The organism is Pseudomonas sp. R3-57, assembly GCF_051132065.1.
Taxonomy (GTDB): Bacteria; Pseudomonadota; Gammaproteobacteria; order Pseudomonadales; family Pseudomonadaceae; genus Aquipseudomonas.
Genome location: NZ_CP071655.1, coordinates 255,060 through 272,150, shown reverse-complemented (window position 1 = coordinate 272,150; position 17,091 = coordinate 255,060). Strand labels below are relative to the sequence as shown.

The following is a 17,091-nucleotide window of genomic DNA, read 5'->3' as shown; positions in this document are numbered from 1 at the left end:
GTGAGCAGAAACCATGACCGATAAGCCTCAGGTACCCGCCCGACAGTCCGACGAATCCGCGTCCGCGAATCTGCAGGCGGCAGCAGTCGCCGCCTACCTCGAGGCTCATCCGGACTTCTTCGTCGAGCACGAAGAACTGCTGCCGGCCATGCGCATCCCGCACCGTCGCGGTGACACCGTGTCGCTGGTCGAGCGACAGATGACCATCCTGCGTGATCGCAACATCGAAATGCGTCACCGCCTCTCGCAACTGATGGACGTTGCCCGCGATAACGATCGTCTGTTCGACAAGACCCGCCGGCTGATCCTCGCCCTGATGGACGCTTCCAGCCTGGAAGACGTAGTGATCAGTGTCGAAGACAGTCTGCGCCAGGATTTCCAGGTGCCGTTTGTCAGCCTGATCCTGCTCGGCGACAACCCGGCACCGGTCGGTCGCTGGGTCACTCACGCCGACGCGCAGGTCGCCATCGGCGGCCTGCTCACTGAAGGTAAAAGTGTCAGTGGCAGCCTGCGCGAGCACGAGCTGGATTTCCTCTTCGGCGAAGAACAGCGCAAGCAGATCGGCTCCACCGCCGTGGTCGCGGTCAGCCATCAAGGTATCCATGGCATTCTGGCGATCGCCAGCCGTGATCCGCAGCATTACAAAAGCTCGGTCGGCACGCTGTTTCTCAGCTACATCGCCGAAGTCATGGGCCGCGTGCTGCCACGGGTAAACAACTCCCTGCGTTCGGTACGCTGAACATGGAACGGCAACTGGACGCTTACTGCGAGCACCTGCGCAGTGAGCGCCAGGTGTCGCCGCACACACTGTCGGCCTACCGCCGCGACCTCGATAAAGTCCTCGGCTGGTGCATCAAACAGAACATCGGCAGCTGGGCGGCGCTGGATATCCAGCGCCTGCGCAGCCTGATCGCGCGCCTGCATGCGCAGGGCCAGTCCTCGCGCAGTCTCGCCCGCCTGCTTTCCGCCGTGCGCGGGCTCTATCACTATCTAAACCGTGAAGGTCTCTGCGAGCACGATCCGGCCACTGGTCTGGCGCCACCGAAAGGTGAACGTCGTTTGCCGAAAACGCTGGATACCGATCGAGCGCTGCAACTGCTCGAAGGCGCCGTTGAGGATGATTTTCTGGCACGACGCGATCAGGCGATTCTCGAACTGTTTTATTCCTCGGGCCTGCGCCTTTCCGAACTGACCGGGCTCAATCTCGATCAACTCGATCTGGCCGACGGCATGGTTCAGGTGCTCGGTAAGGGCAGTAAAACCCGCCTGTTGCCGGTGGGTAAAAAGGCCCGCGAAGCGATCGAACAGTGGCTGCCGCTGCGAGCGATGACCAACCCGGCGGATGACGCCGTGTTCGTCAGCCAGCAAGGCCGGCGCCTCGGCCCGCGAGCGATTCAGGTGCGCGTCAAACTGGCTGGCGAACGCGAGCTGGGGCAGAACCTGCACCCGCACATGTTGCGGCATTCTTTCGCCAGCCACTTGCTGGAATCCTCGCAGGACCTGCGCGCCGTGCAGGAATTGCTCGGCCATTCCGACATCAAGACCACGCAGATCTATACCCACCTGGACTTCCAGCACCTGGCCGCGGTCTACGACAGTGCCCACCCCCGGGCCAAACGCATGAAAGGCGATGATTCATGAGCATTCAGTTGATCACCTTCGACCTCGACGACACCTTGTGGGATACCGCGCCGGTGATCGCCAGCGCCGAAACCGTCTTGCGTGAGTGGCTTGCCGAGCACGCAGCGAATCTGGGCGCGGTGCCGGTCGAGCATCTGTGGGCGATTCGCGAGCGTGTGCTCAGCAGCGAACCCGGGTTGAAACATCGCATCAGCGCCTTGCGCCGGCGCGTGCTGTTGCATGCGCTGGAAGAATCCGGCTACGCCCACGTCGAGGCCTCGGAGCTGGCGGACAAGGCGTTTGAAGTGTTCCTGCATGCGCGGCACCAGATTGAGGTGTTCCCCGAAGTCCAACCGGTGCTGGAGATCCTCGCCAATCATTACGCGCTGGGCGTGGTCACCAACGGCAATGCCGATGTGCGCCGACTGGGGCTGGCGGATTTCTTCAAATTTGCCTTGTGCGCCGAAGATATCGGCATCGCCAAACCGGATGCGCGGCTGTTTCATGAGGCGCTGCAGCGTGGCGGTGCCACTGCCGAAACCGCCGTGCATATCGGCGATCATCCGGGCGATGACATTGCCGGGGCTCAGCAGGCCGGGTTGCGGGCGATCTGGTTTAACCCGGCGGGCAAGGCCTGGGAAGCTGATCGCTTGCCGGATGCCGAAATCCGTAGCCTGACGGAATTGCCAGCCGTGCTCGCACGCTGGAATGCTCCTTCGAACTGACACAGTTCCCCTGTAGGAGTGAGCCTGCTCGCGATAGCGTTGTATCAGATACATCTAATTGAATGACACACCGCTATCGCGAGCAGGCTCACTCCTACAGGGGATTTTGGTGGCCGCTCCATTTGATTCGGACATGAAAAAGCCCGCAGCGACGGCGGGCTTTTTCAAGCGAGCGACACGCCTCAGATAGGGCGGCTGCCGTACTTGTTGTCCGGCTTCTTGGGCGGATCGGCGACCACATTGGCCTCCACTTCCTGCACCTTGCCACCGCGCGCAAGGAACTCTTCCATGGCCTTGGCCAGGGCGTCGCGCTCCTTGTTCTTGGCTTCGATACTCGGCAACTCATCCACCGACACCGCAGCCTTGGCTTTGCCTTTGGCAGCCGGGGCCGGCGTCTCGTCACCGCCATCGTCTTCAGCAACGTCTTCCGCTGCTGCTTCCAGACCTTCTTCGGCCTCGTCTTCGTCGCCTACTTCGAGGTCGTCGTTTTCCAGATCATCGTCGCTCATGTTCTACCTCATGACTTGCGAAAAGCAGATTAGTTATAGACCAGCTTTGGCGACTGTCGAAAGTCGCCGGAAAAAATCGGTAACCATTGATGACCAACGGTTCATGCCCCTTCACCGTGCAAGGTGGCGAGGACTTTACGGGCACCGCCATGATCACGGTGCTCGCCCAGATAAACGCCTTGCCAGGTTCCCAGTGCCAGGCGACCTGCCGCAATCGGCAGACTGATCTGACAGCCAAGCACGCTGGCCTTGAAGTGCGCCGGGAGGTCGTCCAGGCCTTCGTCGTTATGCTCATAGCCGTCTGTTCCTTGTGGGATCAGACGATTGAAAAATCGTTCGAAGTCGCGACGTACCGCCGGATCGGCGTTCTCGTTGATGGTCAACGACGCCGAGGTGTGCTGCAGCCACAAATGCAACAGACCGATCCGACACTGCCTGAGTTCAGGCAGGTTTTCGATCAGCTCATCCGTTACCAGATGAAAGCCCCGGGGCCGTGCCCGCAGGGTTATCAGAGTCTGTTGCCACATACAGTTCTCCGCACGTTCGGGGCGCATTCTAGCGCGCTCTGGGAAAAAACAAAGAGCCTAATATTCCCACTGTGATGTAAGCCATTCGCCGAGTGAAAACGCCACGGGTAAACACGACCAAAGCCGTACGAAAAATCCTTTCAGCTGCTCTCACAGTGACAAATCACGGACAAAAAAATGCCCGGCGAGCCGGGCAATTTTTTTTGCTGCGCGTACTTACAGGTTGTAGCCGCGTTCGTTGTGTTGTGCCAGATCGAGGCCGACCGACTCTTCTTCCTCGGTCACGCGCAGACCCATCACCGCGTCCAGGACCTTGAGGATGATGAAGGTGACGATCGCGGTGTAGATCACCGTGAAGCCGACGCCTTTGATCTGAATCCAGACCTGTGCGCCAATATCGGTCACGGTGCCGAAGCCGCCCAGTGCAGGCGCTGCAAACACACCGGTGAGGATCGCGCCGAGGATACCGCCGATACCGTGCACGCCGAACGCGTCCAGGGAATCGTCATAACCGAGCTTGCGCTTCAGGGTGGTGGCGCAGAAGAAGCACACCACGCCTGCCGCCAGACCGATCACCAGTGCGCCCATCGGACCCACGGTGCCAGCGGCCGGCGTGATTGCCACCAGGCCGGCAACCACACCCGAGGCGATGCCCAGTGCGCTTGGCTTGCCGTGGGTGACCCACTCGGCAAACATCCAGCCCAGCGCCGCAGCGGCGGTGGCGATCTGAGTGACCAGCATCGCCATGCCGGCAGTGCCGTTGGCAGCCGCAGCGGAACCGGCGTTGAAGCCGAACCAGCCGACCCACAGCATGGCCGCGCCCATCAAGGTGTAACCGAGGTTGTGCGGAGCCATCGGGGTGGTCGGGAAGCCTTTGCGCTTGCCCAGTACCAGGCACGCCACCAGACCGGCGATACCGGCGTTGATGTGCACCACGGTGCCGCCGGCGAAGTCGAGTACGCCCCAGTCCCACATCAGACCGCCGTTACCGGACCAGACCATGTGCGCGATCGGCGCATAAACCAGGGTGAACCAGATGCCCATGAAGATCAGCATCGCGGAGAACTTCATGCGCTCGGCGAACGCACCGACGATCAGCGCCGGGGTGATGATCGCGAAGGTCATCTGGAAGGTGATGAACACCGCTTCAGGGAACAGCGCCGCCGGGCCGGTAATGCTCGAAGGCGTGACACCGGCGAGGAACGCCTTGCCCATGCCACCGAAGAACGAATTGAAATTGACGACGCCCTGCTCCATGCCGGTGGTGTCGAACGCAATGCTGTAGCCATAAATGACCCACAGGATGCTGATCAGACCGGTAATGGCGAAGCACTGCATCATCACGGAAAGAATGTTTTTCGAGCGGACCATGCCGCCGTAGAACAGCGCCAGGCCGGGAATGGTCATGAACAGCACGAGGGCTGTCGAGGTGAGCATCCAGGCAGTGTCGCCGGAATTGAGGACTGGGGCCGCCACTTCGTCTGCCGCCATTGCAAGGCCGGGCATTACGATGGACAACAGGGCTCCTAGCCCTGCGAATTTACGCAGAGTCATATTGTTTTCTCCTGGGGCGTTGGGGTTTGTGGCGGCTTAGATCGCGTCGGTATCGGTTTCGCCGGTACGGATGCGGATCGCCTGTTCCAGATTGACCACGAAGATCTTGCCGTCACCGATCTTGCCGGTGTTGGCGGCCTTGGTTATCGCTTCGATAACCCGGTCCAGATCCTTGTCGTCGATGGCCACGTCGATTTTCACCTTGGGCAGAAAATCGACCACATATTCCGCGCCGCGATACAGCTCGGTGTGACCCTTCTGCCGGCCGAAGCCTTTGACTTCAGTAACGGTAATGCCCTGCACGCCGATTTCGGACAGCGACTCGCGCACGTCGTCCAACTTGAACGGCTTGATGATGGCAGTGACTAGCTTCATGAAACTCTCTCCCGAATTGGTGGACTTGCCCCAGGAAAACAAACCCGACTCAAGTCTAAGCGCAGTGCCTGGCTTTGTAACGCATCGTCGGCCTTGCCTGCCCGACTGACGCCAGCTAACCGCATCCAGACGAAACTCCCCGCTCCGTCTGCCGCACTGCATTCGTCACAGCGACTGCATCAGTGCATGGGTCGAGGGTGACTAAGCAGAAACCTTGCCATCTCGCCAAAATCCCCTGATTTCAGTCCCTTGGCCGCTACCGCAGGCCCTCTCGCGCAAAGCGCCGCGCCGATACGCACAACAACGGTGCGCAGCCGTCCGTCCGCCTGCGCGAAAAGCGTGCATCCCTGACCACGGAATTGACTATAGACACTGCGTGATACACTGCCGGTCATTGTTTCCAGGACCTCCACCATGCTCGCGCCCAAAGACTTCCTCGACGCCCTGAGCGGCACCGCCTCCCGCCTGTTCAGCGGCGATACCCCGCTGCCGAAAGCCGAAATCGAAAGCCAGTTCAAGATGCTGCTGCAAAGCGCCTTCAGCAAACTCGACCTGGTCAGCCGTGAAGAATTTGACAGTCAGATGGTCGTGTTGGCGCGCACGCGTGCACGGCTTGAGAGCCTTGAAGCGAAGGTTTCCGAGATGGAAGCGAAGCTGACGCCGCCTGCGGAATAACACCGCAATTCCCTGTGGGAGCTCGCCTGCTAGCGATTGAAAGTCGGCACGACTTTCAGCTTCAGGTGCAGGAATTCGCACAGGCTGCGATCTTCTGATGCGCAGCCCTGCAACAATCCCCGCCGGTAGAAGATCTAGAGTGAAAAATAGAAAAGGCGCCCCATAGGACGCCTTTTTTGTGTTCGGAGGAGTAGTCGCAGCGATTCTTTAGCTCCCAGCCTTAGGGCGTTGGGTTCAGAATCCGACAGGCTAGCCTGTCGTCACTACTTCAGAGAAACCAGCTTCCTCTGCTGCCAAAAATGCGGGGGAGCTTTCACTGGTGCCCAGTCCCGACGAATGCGCAGTTGCAGTCCTCGAGCGGGAGGATCCTTCAGTACCGCTCAGGAGTCAAAGCTCATTTACGATCGAGAGCAGCGCAAAACACTCATCCATGCCGACATAAAGTATTGCTTCTCCGCCCTCTCACACCCTTAACTGGCCATCTCCAACGTCCTTCACTAACGCAAGCACAGTCCTACGAGGACCGTCCCCTACGTCTGATTACGTAAGCAGCAATGCCTTCGATATCGTCTGCATATTGATCCCGACAGAACAAGACGATGCGAAGAAAAGGCAAAGGTACCGAGCTTCGAAATCAGACACTCAAATCTGAATCGCGCAAACTCGCACATCAAACAATGTCCATGGACCCAGAAGCCCTGGCAGCTGGAGTTGATGCTCTATCACTCAGGATCGATCCGATAACTCCAGTAGCAATCAACGCATTCCACCAGTGGACCGGCCCGTTGGCTATCCTTGGGACGCTGTTTTGGAGTGGAAGACCAAAGATGCAAAAGGGCTGGACTTGGCGTTCTGGTACGAAGAAGACCTGTGCGGACTGTGCTACGCAACGCCGCGAAGAAGCACGATCTGCATGAAAATCGTCCTTTTACAGGGACACACATGCAAGACGAATACCTTGCGGGGCTGGATCGCTCCAATGGCATTGCTGACAACAGAGTTCTACGCCCGGAAGCTGGGGTGCACGCAAATCGAAGTACAAGAGCCAGACTCAGGCGCCATCCCTTACTATCAGACGCTGGGATTTTATTTTGATACAACCGGCCGCCTTGTCTTTCCATTGGACGACCAATAAGATCGAATCAAGCATCCCGGCACGTGAGGTGTTTATGAAGCAGAAGAAGCAGAAAACCCAATCGCCACCGGTTTCCAAACCGGGTATCGAGGCACTCGGTCTGCCGGACAGAGTTTCAGCCAGTCAGCGTCATTTTTTGAAAGTCGCCGCGACCTATGGCAAGGAAATGGAGCCCGATGGTTGGCTCGCCGGTGGCGGAATATGAGTACCGCAAAAATGACCGCCCTGACAGGCGGTTTTTTTGTGCCTGAGAATTAGTACTTCAGCAACATCCAGTGAAAGTTCGCATTTAAAACTGTCCGACCAACGCCGCCTACCCAGACTACCCTTCAAAAACCCGCAGGAAGCGGTCCCCCGATTCAGCTCAAGGAACGACCATGTCCCTCTCCATCGTCCACAGTCGCGCCCAGATTGGCGTGGAAGCCCCCGCTGTCACCGTCGAAGTCCATCTGGCCAACGGTCTGCCGTCGCTGACCATGGTCGGGCTGCCCGAGGCGGCGGTGAAGGAGAGCAAGGATCGGGTGCGCAGCGCGATCATTAATTCCGGGCTGCAGTTTCCGGCGCGGCGGATCACGCTGAATCTGGCCCCAGCGGATCTGCCCAAGGATGGCGGGCGCTTTGATCTGGCGATTGCCTTGGGGATTCTGTCGGCGAGTGTGCAGGTGCCGTGTCTGACGCTGGATGAGGTGGAGTGTCTGGGCGAACTGGCGTTGTCCGGCGCGGTACGGCCGGTTCGCGGGGTGTTGCCGGCGGCCTTGGCGGCGCGTAAGGCCGGACGTGCATTAGTGGTGCCGCGAGCGAATGCCGAGGAGGCGTGTCTGGCCTCGGGGTTGAAGGTGTTTGCGGTGGATCATCTGCTGGAAGCGGTGGCGCATTTCAACGGGCATACGCCGGTCGAGCCGTATGTGTCTGACGGCTTGATGCATGCCAGCAAGCCCTATCCCGACTTGAATGAAGTGCAGGGTCAGATGGCAGCCAAACGTGCGTTGCTGATCGCGGCGGCTGGCGCGCATAACCTGCTGTTCAGCGGGCCGCCGGGAACGGGCAAGACGTTGCTGGCAAGTCGTCTGCCGGGGCTTCTGCCGCCGCTGGCCGAGAGTGAAGCGCTGGAGGTGGCGGCGATCCAGTCGGTCGCCAGCGGTGCGCCGCTGACCCATTGGCCGCAGCGCCCCTTTCGCCAACCGCACCATTCGGCATCCGGACCGGCACTGGTCGGTGGCAGCTCGAAGCCGCAACCCGGCGAGATCACTCTCGCTCATCATGGCGTTCTGTTTCTCGACGAACTGCCGGAGTTCGATCGCAAGGTACTGGAGGTTTTGCGCGAGCCGTTAGAGTCCGGGCATATCGTCATCGCCCGGGCCAAGGATCGCGTGCGGTTTCCCGCGCGATTTCAATTGGTGGCGGCGATGAATCCCTGTCCCTGTGGATATCTTGGTGAGCCGAGCGGCAAGTGTTCGTGCACACCGGACATGGTCCAGCGCTATCGCAACAAACTGTCGGGCCCGCTGCTGGACCGGATCGATTTGCACCTGACGGTGGCGCGCGAGGCGACAGCGTTGAACCCGCAGGTGAAGCCGGGCGAAGACAGTGCCAGTGCTGCCGCGTTGGTTGCCGAGGCCCGCGAACGACAGCAAAAAAGGCAGGGCTGCGCCAATGCCTTTCTCGATTTGCCGGGACTGAAACGGCACTGCAAGTTATCCACAGCCGATGAAACCTGGCTGGAAACCGCCTGCGAACGCTTGACCCTGTCGCTACGCTCGGCGCATCGCTTGCTCAAGGTTGCCCGAACACTGGCAGACCTCGAACAAGCCGATGCCATCAACCGCGAGCACCTGGCCGAGGCACTGCAATATCGACCGGCGACGCCTTAATGCTCGGTCAGATCAACCAGCGGCGCTTGCCGAACTTCGGTTTCACGCCCGGCCTGAATCTCGGTCACACGCTTCAAGGCGTTATCCACAGCGCCCTTGTCCACGAGCAGGCTGTAACTGATCTGGAACTGCTGACTCGCTTTTGGCGCAATGGTCGGCACCAGATTCAGCGGACGCTGATAACGGCGGTTGTAGGAAAAACTGGTTCCCGGTTCCAGCCCGGTGACATAGCCCTGCCCTTGGGTATCGGTATTTTTCCACAGGGAGAACACCGGCAACTGCGAGGTATTGAAGCCAACCGAAACGCCAACACTACCGGCCTTGTTATGCAGCACGGTCAGCGTTTGCCCCTTGGCATCGGCATAGGGCACGACGTTGTAGACGGTTTCGTCGTAGTCCCTGGTCGGCCCGCGATAGGTCTGCCAGTCGGCCAGATCACCCTTGGCCTTGTCGTTGAATGGCGAAACCTGTTTGACCGGCGCGGCAAATCGGGCGCCTTGCTCAAGAAACGGCGTGCTGAAGTTGCTGTGATACAGCGCCTGATATTCCTTCGGATAATCACCGTTGTTGGTCAGCGTATCGTTGAGGCTGAAGGCGGCGCTGCCTGGAACCGTGACCAGTTCGGTGGCCACGGAGAAATCGACTTTCTTGAACGCCTGCTCTTTCAGCTCGCCACGCAGGCTGATCGCATACGGCGGTTTTTCGTCGATGTGCAGGGTGACGGTGCTAGCCGGGATGTTCGCGGCGCGACCGTGCAAAGTCAGCAGCTCACCATTGTCCATGCCCGGATGGCCGACCCATTCATAGCCACAGCGGGTCACCAGCTCGTTGAAGCCTTCCAGCCAGCCGAGGCCACCGCGTCCGTTGAGTTCGATGAAGGCCGGGTTGACCACCTCCTTGACTGGCGAATCCCAGCCCATGCGCACGTCGCCGACGGATGCCTGCAAGACGTTCATGCCACGGGTCGGCACTACGGAGAGCTTCATGGTGCCGTTATCGATATCGACGATGCTGACGCCTTCCTGCCGGCCGCCATGCAAGGTGCGCAGGCTGACGGAAAAGGGTTTGTCGGTTTTCACGCCCAATTGCGCGCTGGTGATGGTCCAGTTTTGCGCGGACTTGGTGCTATCGAGCAATACGTAATCCCAGGCCATGGCGTGGGAAGCAGCAGAGAGTGCGCCGAGTGCGACGGCGAGATTGAGCGGGGTCATGGCAGCAGCCTTTTATTGGAGTTGTGCCATTTATATAGCGCTGCGGAAACGTTTCAGCAAGTGCATTAGAACGACAGGTCGCATGTTCTGCCGAAGATCTTCATTGATGCAATCGTGAGCAGGCTCGCTCCCACAGGGGATCCGGGTTTTCACAAAATCTGTGAATCACACCGAAAACTGTGGGAGCGAGCCTGCTCGCGAAAGCTATTTCGAAGGCGCATCAACGAAAGCGATCAACCTCGGAACGAAGATCCGCCGCCAGTTTTTCCAGCTCCTTGGCGGTAACCGCAAGGTTGGAAACCACTTCGCGTTGTTCGCTGTTAGCCAGCGCAATGCTCTGCAAGTTGCTGCTCAGTAACGTCGCGGTGCTGCTCTGCTCCTGCGTCGCCGTGGTGATCGCGGCAAACTGCTGGCCCGCCGAACGGCTCTGCTCATCGATCCGCGCCAGCGCCGAGGCGACGTTGGCGTTGCGCGACAAGCCTTCCTGCATCAGCACATTGCCCTGCTCCATGGTGCTGATTGCATTGCCGGTTTCCTGCTGGATGCTGTGAATCATGCTGGAAATTTCATCGGTGGCCTGACGGGTGCGCGAGGCCAGGCTGCGCACCTCGTCGGCGACCACGGCAAAGCCGCGCCCCTGCTCACCGGCACGCGCCGCTTCGATCGCCGCGTTGAGTGCCAACAGGTTGGTCTGCTCGGCGATCGAGGTAATCACGCCGACGATGCCGCCGATTTCCTGGGAACGCTGACCGAGAGTGTTGATTACGGTGGCGGTGCTGTTGAGGGCGCCAGCAATTTGCTCCAGCGACGACGAGGCTTCTTCCATCGAGCTGCGGCCGATCTGCGTTTGCTGAGCGTTTTCCTGGGCCAGACGCTGGGTGGCGCTCATGTTGTCGGCGATGTTCAGCGAGGTCGCGCTGAACTCTTCCACCGCGCCGGCCATGCTGGTGATCTCGCCGGACTGCTGCTCCATGCCGTCATAGGCACCGCCGGACAAACCGGACAACGCCTGCGCCCGGCTGTTGACCTCTTCAGAGGAGCGACGGATGTGCTCGACCATGGTCGACAAGGCCTGGCTCATCTGGTTGAACGCACGGGACAACTGACCGATTTCATCGTTGCTCGACACGTTCAGACGTACGCTCAGATCGCCCGCGCCCAACGCTTCGGCCTGCCGCACCAGATCGCTCAACGGCGCCAGTTTGCTGCGCAGCAGCCAGACCACCGAACCGACCGCCAGCAACATCGCCAGCAGACTGCCAATCGCCAGTTGCGTGCCGACGCTCCAGGTCACCGCGCGAATCTCGGCTTTCGGCATGCTCGCCACCACCGACCAAGGGCCACCTTCGAACGGCACGGCAATGCTGTAGAAGTCTTCGCCCTGATCGCTCCAGAACTCACCCTTGCCCGGAGTTTTCACCAGTGCGTTGATGGCTGGCACCGCCTGGTCCAGCGACTCGACACCGGCGATCGGCACCAGCCATTTGTTCTGCTCGTCGAGCAGGGCCAGCGAGCCGGTCTGGCCGATGCGGAAGCGCTTGAGGTTGGCGAACTGGGCGTTCTGCGCGTCGGTGTAATCAAAGCCGACATACAACACGGCAATGATCTTGCCGCTGCCGTCACGCACCGGCGTGTACTGCGACATGTAATAGCGCTCGAACAACAGCGAGCGGCCGACGTAACTCTGCCCCGCCATCAACTTCGCGTACGCCGGGTTGGCGTGGTCGAGCACGGTGCCGATGGCGCGCGTGCCGTCCTGCTTGCTGACGTTGGTGCTGACGCGAATGAAGTCTTCGCCGCTGCGCACGAATACCGTGGCCACGCCGGCGGTCATCTGCTTGAACTCGTCGACTTCCTTGAAGTTGTTGTTCAGCACTTCGTTGCCTAGATGCAGGCCCGGGGTCTGCACGCCGGCCACGGTCACGGGCTGGTCAGGGTGCACGCTCAGGCCGCTGCCGAAGCGCTTTTCGAACAAGCCGCTCAGGCGCAGGGTGCTTTCACGCAAGGTGCCGTGGAACGTGCTCAGTTGGTCGGCCAGCAGCCGCGCCTCACTGGCCAGATGCTCTTCACGGGTGGCGAGGTTGGCAGAATCCAGCGAACGCAGGGCGAACACCGTACTGCCGCTGATGACAATCGCCAGTATCACGGCGAGGGCGAGGCCCAGCTGCGAGGCGATCCGAGCACGAGGTTGAGACATGAACAGCTCCTGGCCGAGCCACCGAATCCTCCTTGATCGCGGTAAATGCCCGGGAAAATATTCTAATAATGGGGGTGCAGCCTGGAACCGGCACGACGGTTCCACTTGCTCATAGTCGGCGGTGAATCCGAATACTTGAGCGCGCAACGTGGGTATGGCTTAAGGCCTGCATTGTCGCCGCTCCAACGTTTCAGCTCAAGCGCGCCACCGCTGGCAGTTCCATGGCGCGGACTTCGCCCTGGAGGAAGTCGCTGAGGCGGCGCAAACGTTCACCTCCCGGCCGGGTTTTCGGCCACACCAGGTAATAATTCAGGCCACTGGCGACCGCCGTCGGCCACGGCAGGCTCAGACGTCCCTGGGCGACATCTTCGGCGACCATCAACAGATCGCCCATCGATACGCCGTAGCCGCGCGCCGCAGCAATCATTCCCAGCTCCAAGGTATCGAACACTTGCCCGCCCTTGAGCGACACCTGGTCCGACAACCCCATACATTCCAGCCAACTGCGCCAGTCGCGACGGTCCGGGGTCGGATGTAGCAATTCGGTGCTGGCCAGCCGCGCTACGTCCCACGGCTGGTCGTTGAGCAGATTGGGCGCGCCGACCGGGATCAACTCCTCGGCAAACAACAGGCTGGCCTCCCAATCCGGCGGAAAATGGCCGTCGCTCAGCAGCACTGCGCAATCGAACGGCTCATCATTGAAATCCACCGAATCGATGTCCATCCACGCACTGGTCAGTTGCACTTCGTTGCCCGGCTGCAAATGCCGGAAGCGGCTCAGGCGCGCCAGCAGCCAGCGCATGGTCAGGGTCGATGGCGCTTTCATGCGCAGGATGTCGTCTTCGGCACGCAAGGTATTGCAGGCGCGCTCCAGCGCGGTGAAGCCTTCGCGAATGCCCGGCAGTAAAAGCCGCGCGGCTTCGGTCAGTTGCAGATTGCGCCCGCTGCGCTGAAACAACCGGCAGGCGAAATGCTCTTCGAGTGTGCGGATATGTCGACTCACTGCACTCTGGGTAATCGACAACTCTTCAGCAGCGCGGGTGAACGAACTATGCCGCGCCGCCGCTTCGAATGCGCGCAGGGCATACAACGGTGGAAGGCGACGGGACATGCGCAAAGCTCCAGTGGCGGGATGCAGCCAACTTAGCAGAATCGGCGCTGGATGAGTTTTAATCATGCCACCCATCCTTTTTATCCCTTTGTGCAATCACGCTCACGCGCCGAGAATCGACGGTCTTCTGTTCCCTCCGAATCGAGTGGTGATGACATGCAGCATCCTGTGCGTAACGAACTCTGGGCCATTCTGCGGCTGGCCGGGCCGCTGATCGCTTCCCAGTTGGCGCACATGCTCATGGTGCTGACTGACACGCTAATGATGGCGCGCCTTAGCCCGGAGGCCTTGGCAGGTGGCGGCCTGGGTGCGGCGAGCTATTCCTTCGTGTCGATTTTCTGCATCGGCGTAATCGCCGCCGTCGGCACGCTGGTGGCGATCCGGCAAGGTGCCGGCGATATCATCGGCGCCGCGCGCCTGACCCAGGCCGGTTTGTGGCTGGCGTGGCTGATGGCGCTGGGCGCCGGACTGTTGCTGTGGAACCTCAAACCGGTGTTGCTGCTGTTTGGCCAGACGGAAACCAACGTCAACGCCGCCGGGCAATTTCTGATCGCCCTGCCCTTCGCCCTGCCCGGCTATCTGAGCTTCATGGCCTTGCGCGGTTTCACCAGTGCGATCGGCCGGGCGACGCCAGTGATGGTCATCAGCCTCGCCGGCACCGTGGCCAACTTCCTGCTCAATTACGCTTTGATCACTGGCATGTTCGGCCTGCCGCAGCTCGGGCTGACCGGTATCGGCCTGGTTACGGCAATCGTTGCCAACTGCATGGCACTGGCGCTGGCCTGGCATATCCGTCGGCATCCGGCGTACGACGCTTACCCTCTGCGTGCCGGGCTGGCGCGGCCCAACCGGCAGTACCTGAAGGAGCTGTGGCGCCTCGGCCTGCCAATCGGCGGCACCTATGCGGTGGAAGTAGGGTTGTTTGCCTTCGCCGCGCTGTGCATGGGCACCATGGGCAGTACGCAAATGGGCGCGCACCAGATCGCGTTGCAGATCGTTTCGGTGGCATTCATGGTGCCGGCCGGGATGTCCTACGCCATCACCATGCGCGTCGGCCAGCATTACGGCGCCGGGCAACTGATTGATGCGCGGATGTCCGGTCGCGTCGGCATCGCCTTCGGTGCTGTGGTGATGCTCGGTTTTGCCCTGGTGTTCTGGCTGTGGCCGAACGAGTTGGTCGGGTTGTTCCTCGACCATGACGACCCGGCGTTTGCCGAGGTGATCCGCCTCGCGGTGAGCCTGCTGGCCGTGGCGGCCTGGTTCGAGCTGTTCGATGGCACGCAGACGATCGCCATGGGCTGTATTCGCGGGCTCAAGGATGCCAAGACTACGTTTCTGGTCGGGCTCGGTTGCTACTGGCTGATCGGCGCGCCGGCGGCGTGGTGGATGGCGTTTCACCTGAACTGGGGGCCGACCGGGGTCTGGTGGGGCCTGGCGCTGGGGCTGGCGTGCGCGGCGGTGAGCCTGACGCTGGCGTTTGAGTGGAAGATGCAGCGGATGATTCGGCGCGATCCTGAGCGTTCAAGCCCGTACACCGTCGCCCAAGCCGACTGAGATCCCTTGTAGGCCTTCGCCTGCTCGCGATAGCGGTGTGTCAGACAAATCATGATTATCTGACACACCGCTATCGCGAGCAGGCGAAGGCCTACAGGGACAGATGTTTAGCTCACAATCTCCAGGGCTGGCTGTTGACTCGATCCAGACACCAGATACTCCACCAGCTCCGCCAGCGGCAACGGCCGGCTGATCAGATAACCCTGCACCTGGTCGCAACCAAAACCGCGCAGCAATTCCAGCTGCTCCGTGGTTTCGACGCCTTCGGCCACCACTTCCAGGTGCAGGTTGTGTGCAAGATTGATCATCGCGTGCACCAGTTTGCGGTTCTCTTCACGCTGTTCCATGCCGCCGACGAAGCTTTTGTCGATCTTCAGCAAGGTGATCGGCAGGCTGTTGAGGTGCACGAACGACGAGAACCCGGTGCCGAAGTCATCCAGCGAAAAGCGCACACCGAGGCGGCCGAGGGCATCCATGGTCTGCTTGACCAGATCGCTGCGGCGCATCACCGCGGTTTCCGTCAGTTCGAATTCCAGCCACTGCGCCTCGACCCCACGTTCGAGAATCAGCCGGCTCAGGGTCGGCAGCAACTGGCTGTCCTGAAACTGGCGGAACGACAAGTTGATTGCCATGTGCAGCGCCGGCAGGCCTTGCTCGCGCAGCGCCTGCATGTCGCGCAGGGCGCGGGAAATCACCCAGTAGCCCAGCGGCACGATCAAACCGCTCTGCTCGGCCAGCGGCACGAACTCGCTCGGCGGCAGCAGGCCGCGTTCGCCATGACGCCAGCGTACCAGGGCTTCGAGGCCGACGATCTGGCCATCCTCAAGGTTGAGCCGTGGCTGGTAATGCAGCTCCAGCTCATCGCGCCGCAGCGCCCGGCGCAGCTCGCTTTCCAGATCGGCCATGCTCCGCGCGTTGCGGTTGATCCGTTCGTTGAAGATATGAAAGGTGCAGCCCTGGGTGCTTTTGGCTTGCTGCATGGCGATGTGCGCATGCCACATCAGCGGGTCGGCGCCGGCCTGCGCGCGGGCGTGGGCGATGCCAAGGCTGGAGCCGATCAGCAGGCTCTCGCCATCAACCCAATACGGTTCGGCCAGCGCTTCGGTGATGCGCTCGGCCATCCACTCGGCCCGCTCGGGTGCGCGGCGGGTGTCGATCAGCAAGGCGAATTCATCACTGCCCAGTCGCGCCAGTTGATCACCGGCCTCAAGCTGGCTTTTCAGGCGCGCGACGACTTGCAGGATCAGCCGGTCGCCAGCCTGATGGCCGAGGGCGTCGTTGGCGTGGCGAAAGTTGTCGAGGTCGAGATGCCCAAGAGCCAGGCCACGGCCGTCGTTTTCCGCCAGACGCGCCGTCAGCAGGGTCTGGAAACCCTGGCGGTTGGCGATACCGGTCAGCGGATCCTGTTCGGCCAGGCGTTGCAAGGTGTTTTCAAGGACGCCGCGCTCGCGCACATGGCGCAGGCAACGGCGCAGCATGCCAGCATCGAGGGCGTCGAACGCCAGCCAGTCACTGACCCCGTCCGGCGCCGTGGCCGGTTCGTGATCGAGCAGCAATACCGTTGGCAGGCTGCAACGACCCGGGGCCGGTTGCAACGCAGGAATGGTCAACAACACCGCATGGCGGTTGTCTTCGAACAGGCTGCTGACCGACTCCCAGCTCGGCGCGCTGATCAGCACCGCCGCGCTCCCCATGGGCGCCAGACACTCGCGCAATAACGCTGTCCACGCTGGCTCTTCGGCCAGTAACAGCAAACGCAAGGGCTCGACAGGCGTAGACAAGCTGACTCCCTAGACTCTGCAATGATGTGGGCTGGGCATTATGCCGTTGTGTGTAACATTGACCAATGCGCATGACCATCAACGTCGGACAAAACGTTATCTTTGGTCACAAATGAGAACATTAGCCGCAAAATCACCGCGCATCCTGCGTGAAAGTAACAAAACCGGCAAATCCGTATCGCGTGCTACGTCACAAGTCGGACAGAGCAGCACAATTCGCTGAGCCTGTTAAAATGCCGGCCCATT

General features: G+C 60.7%; 16 protein-coding genes. 8 read left to right on the top strand and 8 right to left on the bottom strand.

Annotated features, from left to right (window positions below; translation table 11 throughout):
• Window positions 1-13: 13 nt before the first annotated feature.
• Genes J3P93_RS01200 through J3P93_RS01190 form a run of 3 tightly spaced genes read left to right on the top strand, consistent with a single transcriptional unit; the run spans window position 14 to window position 2,345 of the window.
• Complete coding sequence (locus J3P93_RS01200) at window positions 14-739, top strand: DUF484 family protein (RefSeq protein ID WP_434594426.1); 726 nt, start codon at window positions 14-16, stop codon at window positions 737-739.
• 2 nt (window positions 740-741) lie between these two features.
• Complete coding sequence (gene xerC, locus J3P93_RS01195; protein ID WP_434594423.1) at window positions 742-1,641, top strand: tyrosine recombinase XerC; 900 nt, start codon at window positions 742-744, stop codon at window positions 1,639-1,641.
• Window positions 1,638-2,345, top strand: coding sequence for an HAD family hydrolase (locus J3P93_RS01190; protein ID WP_434594420.1), 708 nt, complete (start codon window positions 1,638-1,640; stop codon window positions 2,343-2,345). The genes xerC and J3P93_RS01190 overlap by 4 nt, the downstream gene beginning before the upstream one ends.
• Window positions 2,346-2,527: 182 nt before the next feature.
• On the opposite strand, the gene sutA is transcribed toward J3P93_RS01190, so the two are convergent.
• From sutA to glnK, 4 genes are all read right to left on the bottom strand, one after another.
• On the bottom strand, window positions 2,528-2,854 hold the full coding sequence (gene sutA, locus J3P93_RS01185) for a transcriptional regulator SutA (protein ID WP_434594417.1): 327 nt from the start codon (window positions 2,852-2,854) through the stop codon (window positions 2,528-2,530).
• A gap of 101 nt (window positions 2,855-2,955) precedes the next feature.
• On the bottom strand, window positions 2,956-3,381 hold the full coding sequence (locus tag J3P93_RS01180; protein ID WP_434594414.1) for a secondary thiamine-phosphate synthase enzyme YjbQ: 426 nt from the start codon (window positions 3,379-3,381) through the stop codon (window positions 2,956-2,958).
• Between the two features lie 216 nt (window positions 3,382-3,597).
• The gene (locus tag J3P93_RS01175) at window positions 3,598-4,935 is read right to left on the bottom strand and encodes an ammonium transporter (RefSeq protein ID WP_093097049.1); all 1,338 of its coding nucleotides are present in this window, start codon (window positions 4,933-4,935) and stop codon (window positions 3,598-3,600) included.
• A gap of 36 nt (window positions 4,936-4,971) precedes the next feature.
• Window positions 4,972-5,310: a P-II family nitrogen regulator gene (gene glnK, locus J3P93_RS01170; RefSeq protein ID WP_002555808.1), complete on the bottom strand. Its 339-nt coding sequence runs from the start codon at window positions 5,308-5,310 to the stop codon at window positions 4,972-4,974.
• A gap of 414 nt (window positions 5,311-5,724) precedes the next feature.
• On the opposite strand from glnK, the gene J3P93_RS01165 reads away from it, so the two are divergent.
• The 4 genes from J3P93_RS01165 (at window position 5,725) to J3P93_RS01150 (ending at window position 8,991) form a co-directional block, all read left to right on the top strand.
• Window positions 5,725-5,985, top strand: a complete 261-nt coding sequence (locus J3P93_RS01165) for an accessory factor UbiK family protein (RefSeq protein ID WP_434594411.1) — start codon at window positions 5,725-5,727, stop codon at window positions 5,983-5,985.
• 808 nt (window positions 5,986-6,793) lie between these two features.
• Complete coding sequence (locus J3P93_RS01160) at window positions 6,794-7,120, top strand: hypothetical protein (RefSeq protein WP_434594408.1); 327 nt, start codon at window positions 6,794-6,796, stop codon at window positions 7,118-7,120.
• 34 nt (window positions 7,121-7,154) lie between these two features.
• Window positions 7,155-7,325, top strand: a complete 171-nt coding sequence (locus J3P93_RS01155) for a hypothetical protein (RefSeq protein WP_434594405.1) — start codon at window positions 7,155-7,157, stop codon at window positions 7,323-7,325.
• A gap of 172 nt (window positions 7,326-7,497) precedes the next feature.
• Complete coding sequence (locus J3P93_RS01150) at window positions 7,498-8,991, top strand: YifB family Mg chelatase-like AAA ATPase (RefSeq protein WP_434594403.1); 1,494 nt, start codon at window positions 7,498-7,500, stop codon at window positions 8,989-8,991.
• On the opposite strand, the gene J3P93_RS01145 is transcribed toward J3P93_RS01150, so the two are convergent.
• From J3P93_RS01145 to J3P93_RS01135, 3 genes are all read right to left on the bottom strand, one after another.
• Window positions 8,988-10,202, bottom strand: coding sequence for an aldose 1-epimerase family protein (locus J3P93_RS01145; RefSeq protein ID WP_434594400.1), 1,215 nt, complete (start codon window positions 10,200-10,202; stop codon window positions 8,988-8,990). The two genes, J3P93_RS01150 and J3P93_RS01145, sit on opposite strands and share 4 nt — an antisense overlap.
• 220 nt (window positions 10,203-10,422) lie before the next feature.
• Window positions 10,423-12,399 (bottom strand): methyl-accepting chemotaxis protein, encoded by a 1,977-nt coding sequence (locus tag J3P93_RS01140; protein ID WP_258451180.1) that lies wholly within the window; start codon window positions 12,397-12,399, stop codon window positions 10,423-10,425.
• A 190-nt stretch (window positions 12,400-12,589) separates the two neighbouring features.
• Complete coding sequence (locus J3P93_RS01135; protein ID WP_203419982.1) at window positions 12,590-13,510, bottom strand: LysR substrate-binding domain-containing protein; 921 nt, start codon at window positions 13,508-13,510, stop codon at window positions 12,590-12,592.
• A 156-nt stretch (window positions 13,511-13,666) separates the two neighbouring features.
• Between J3P93_RS01135 and J3P93_RS01130 the strand changes: the two genes are divergently transcribed.
• A complete protein-coding gene (locus J3P93_RS01130; protein WP_434594396.1) occupies window positions 13,667-15,064 on the top strand; it encodes a NorM family multidrug efflux MATE transporter in 1,398 nt (465 codons plus the stop codon).
• A gap of 107 nt (window positions 15,065-15,171) precedes the next feature.
• Here the strand turns inward: J3P93_RS01130 and J3P93_RS01125 are convergent, their stop codons facing one another.
• Window positions 15,172-16,845 carry a putative bifunctional diguanylate cyclase/phosphodiesterase gene (locus tag J3P93_RS01125; protein WP_434594393.1) on the bottom strand — a complete coding sequence of 558 codons (1,674 nt, stop codon included), beginning with the start codon at window positions 16,843-16,845 and terminating at the stop codon, window positions 15,172-15,174.
• Window positions 16,846-17,091: the final 246 nt, after the last annotated feature.

Coding starts and splice junctions, on each gene's coding strand:
- J3P93_RS01130 (WP_434594396.1), top strand. CDS start 13,667: ATGCAGCATCCTGTGCGTAACGAACTCTGGGCCATTCTGCGGCTGGCC.
- glnK (WP_002555808.1), bottom strand. CDS start 5,310: ATGAAGCTAGTCACTGCCATCATCAAGCCGTTCAAGTTGGACGACGTG.
- J3P93_RS01140 (WP_258451180.1), bottom strand. CDS start 12,399: ATGTCTCAACCTCGTGCTCGGATCGCCTCGCAGCTGGGCCTCGCCCTC.
- J3P93_RS01150 (WP_434594403.1), top strand. CDS start 7,498: ATGTCCCTCTCCATCGTCCACAGTCGCGCCCAGATTGGCGTGGAAGCC.
- xerC (WP_434594423.1), top strand. CDS start 742: ATGGAACGGCAACTGGACGCTTACTGCGAGCACCTGCGCAGTGAGCGC.
- sutA (WP_434594417.1), bottom strand. CDS start 2,854: ATGAGCGACGATGATCTGGAAAACGACGACCTCGAAGTAGGCGACGAA.
- J3P93_RS01135 (WP_203419982.1), bottom strand. CDS start 13,510: ATGTCCCGTCGCCTTCCACCGTTGTATGCCCTGCGCGCATTCGAAGCG.
- J3P93_RS01155 (WP_434594405.1), top strand. CDS start 7,155: ATGAAGCAGAAGAAGCAGAAAACCCAATCGCCACCGGTTTCCAAACCG.
- J3P93_RS01145 (WP_434594400.1), bottom strand. CDS start 10,202: ATGACCCCGCTCAATCTCGCCGTCGCACTCGGCGCACTCTCTGCTGCT.
- J3P93_RS01190 (WP_434594420.1), top strand. CDS start 1,638: ATGAGCATTCAGTTGATCACCTTCGACCTCGACGACACCTTGTGGGAT.
- J3P93_RS01175 (WP_093097049.1), bottom strand. CDS start 4,935: ATGACTCTGCGTAAATTCGCAGGGCTAGGAGCCCTGTTGTCCATCGTA.
- J3P93_RS01165 (WP_434594411.1), top strand. CDS start 5,725: ATGCTCGCGCCCAAAGACTTCCTCGACGCCCTGAGCGGCACCGCCTCC.
- J3P93_RS01200 (WP_434594426.1), top strand. CDS start 14: ATGACCGATAAGCCTCAGGTACCCGCCCGACAGTCCGACGAATCCGCG.
- J3P93_RS01180 (WP_434594414.1), bottom strand. CDS start 3,381: ATGTGGCAACAGACTCTGATAACCCTGCGGGCACGGCCCCGGGGCTTT.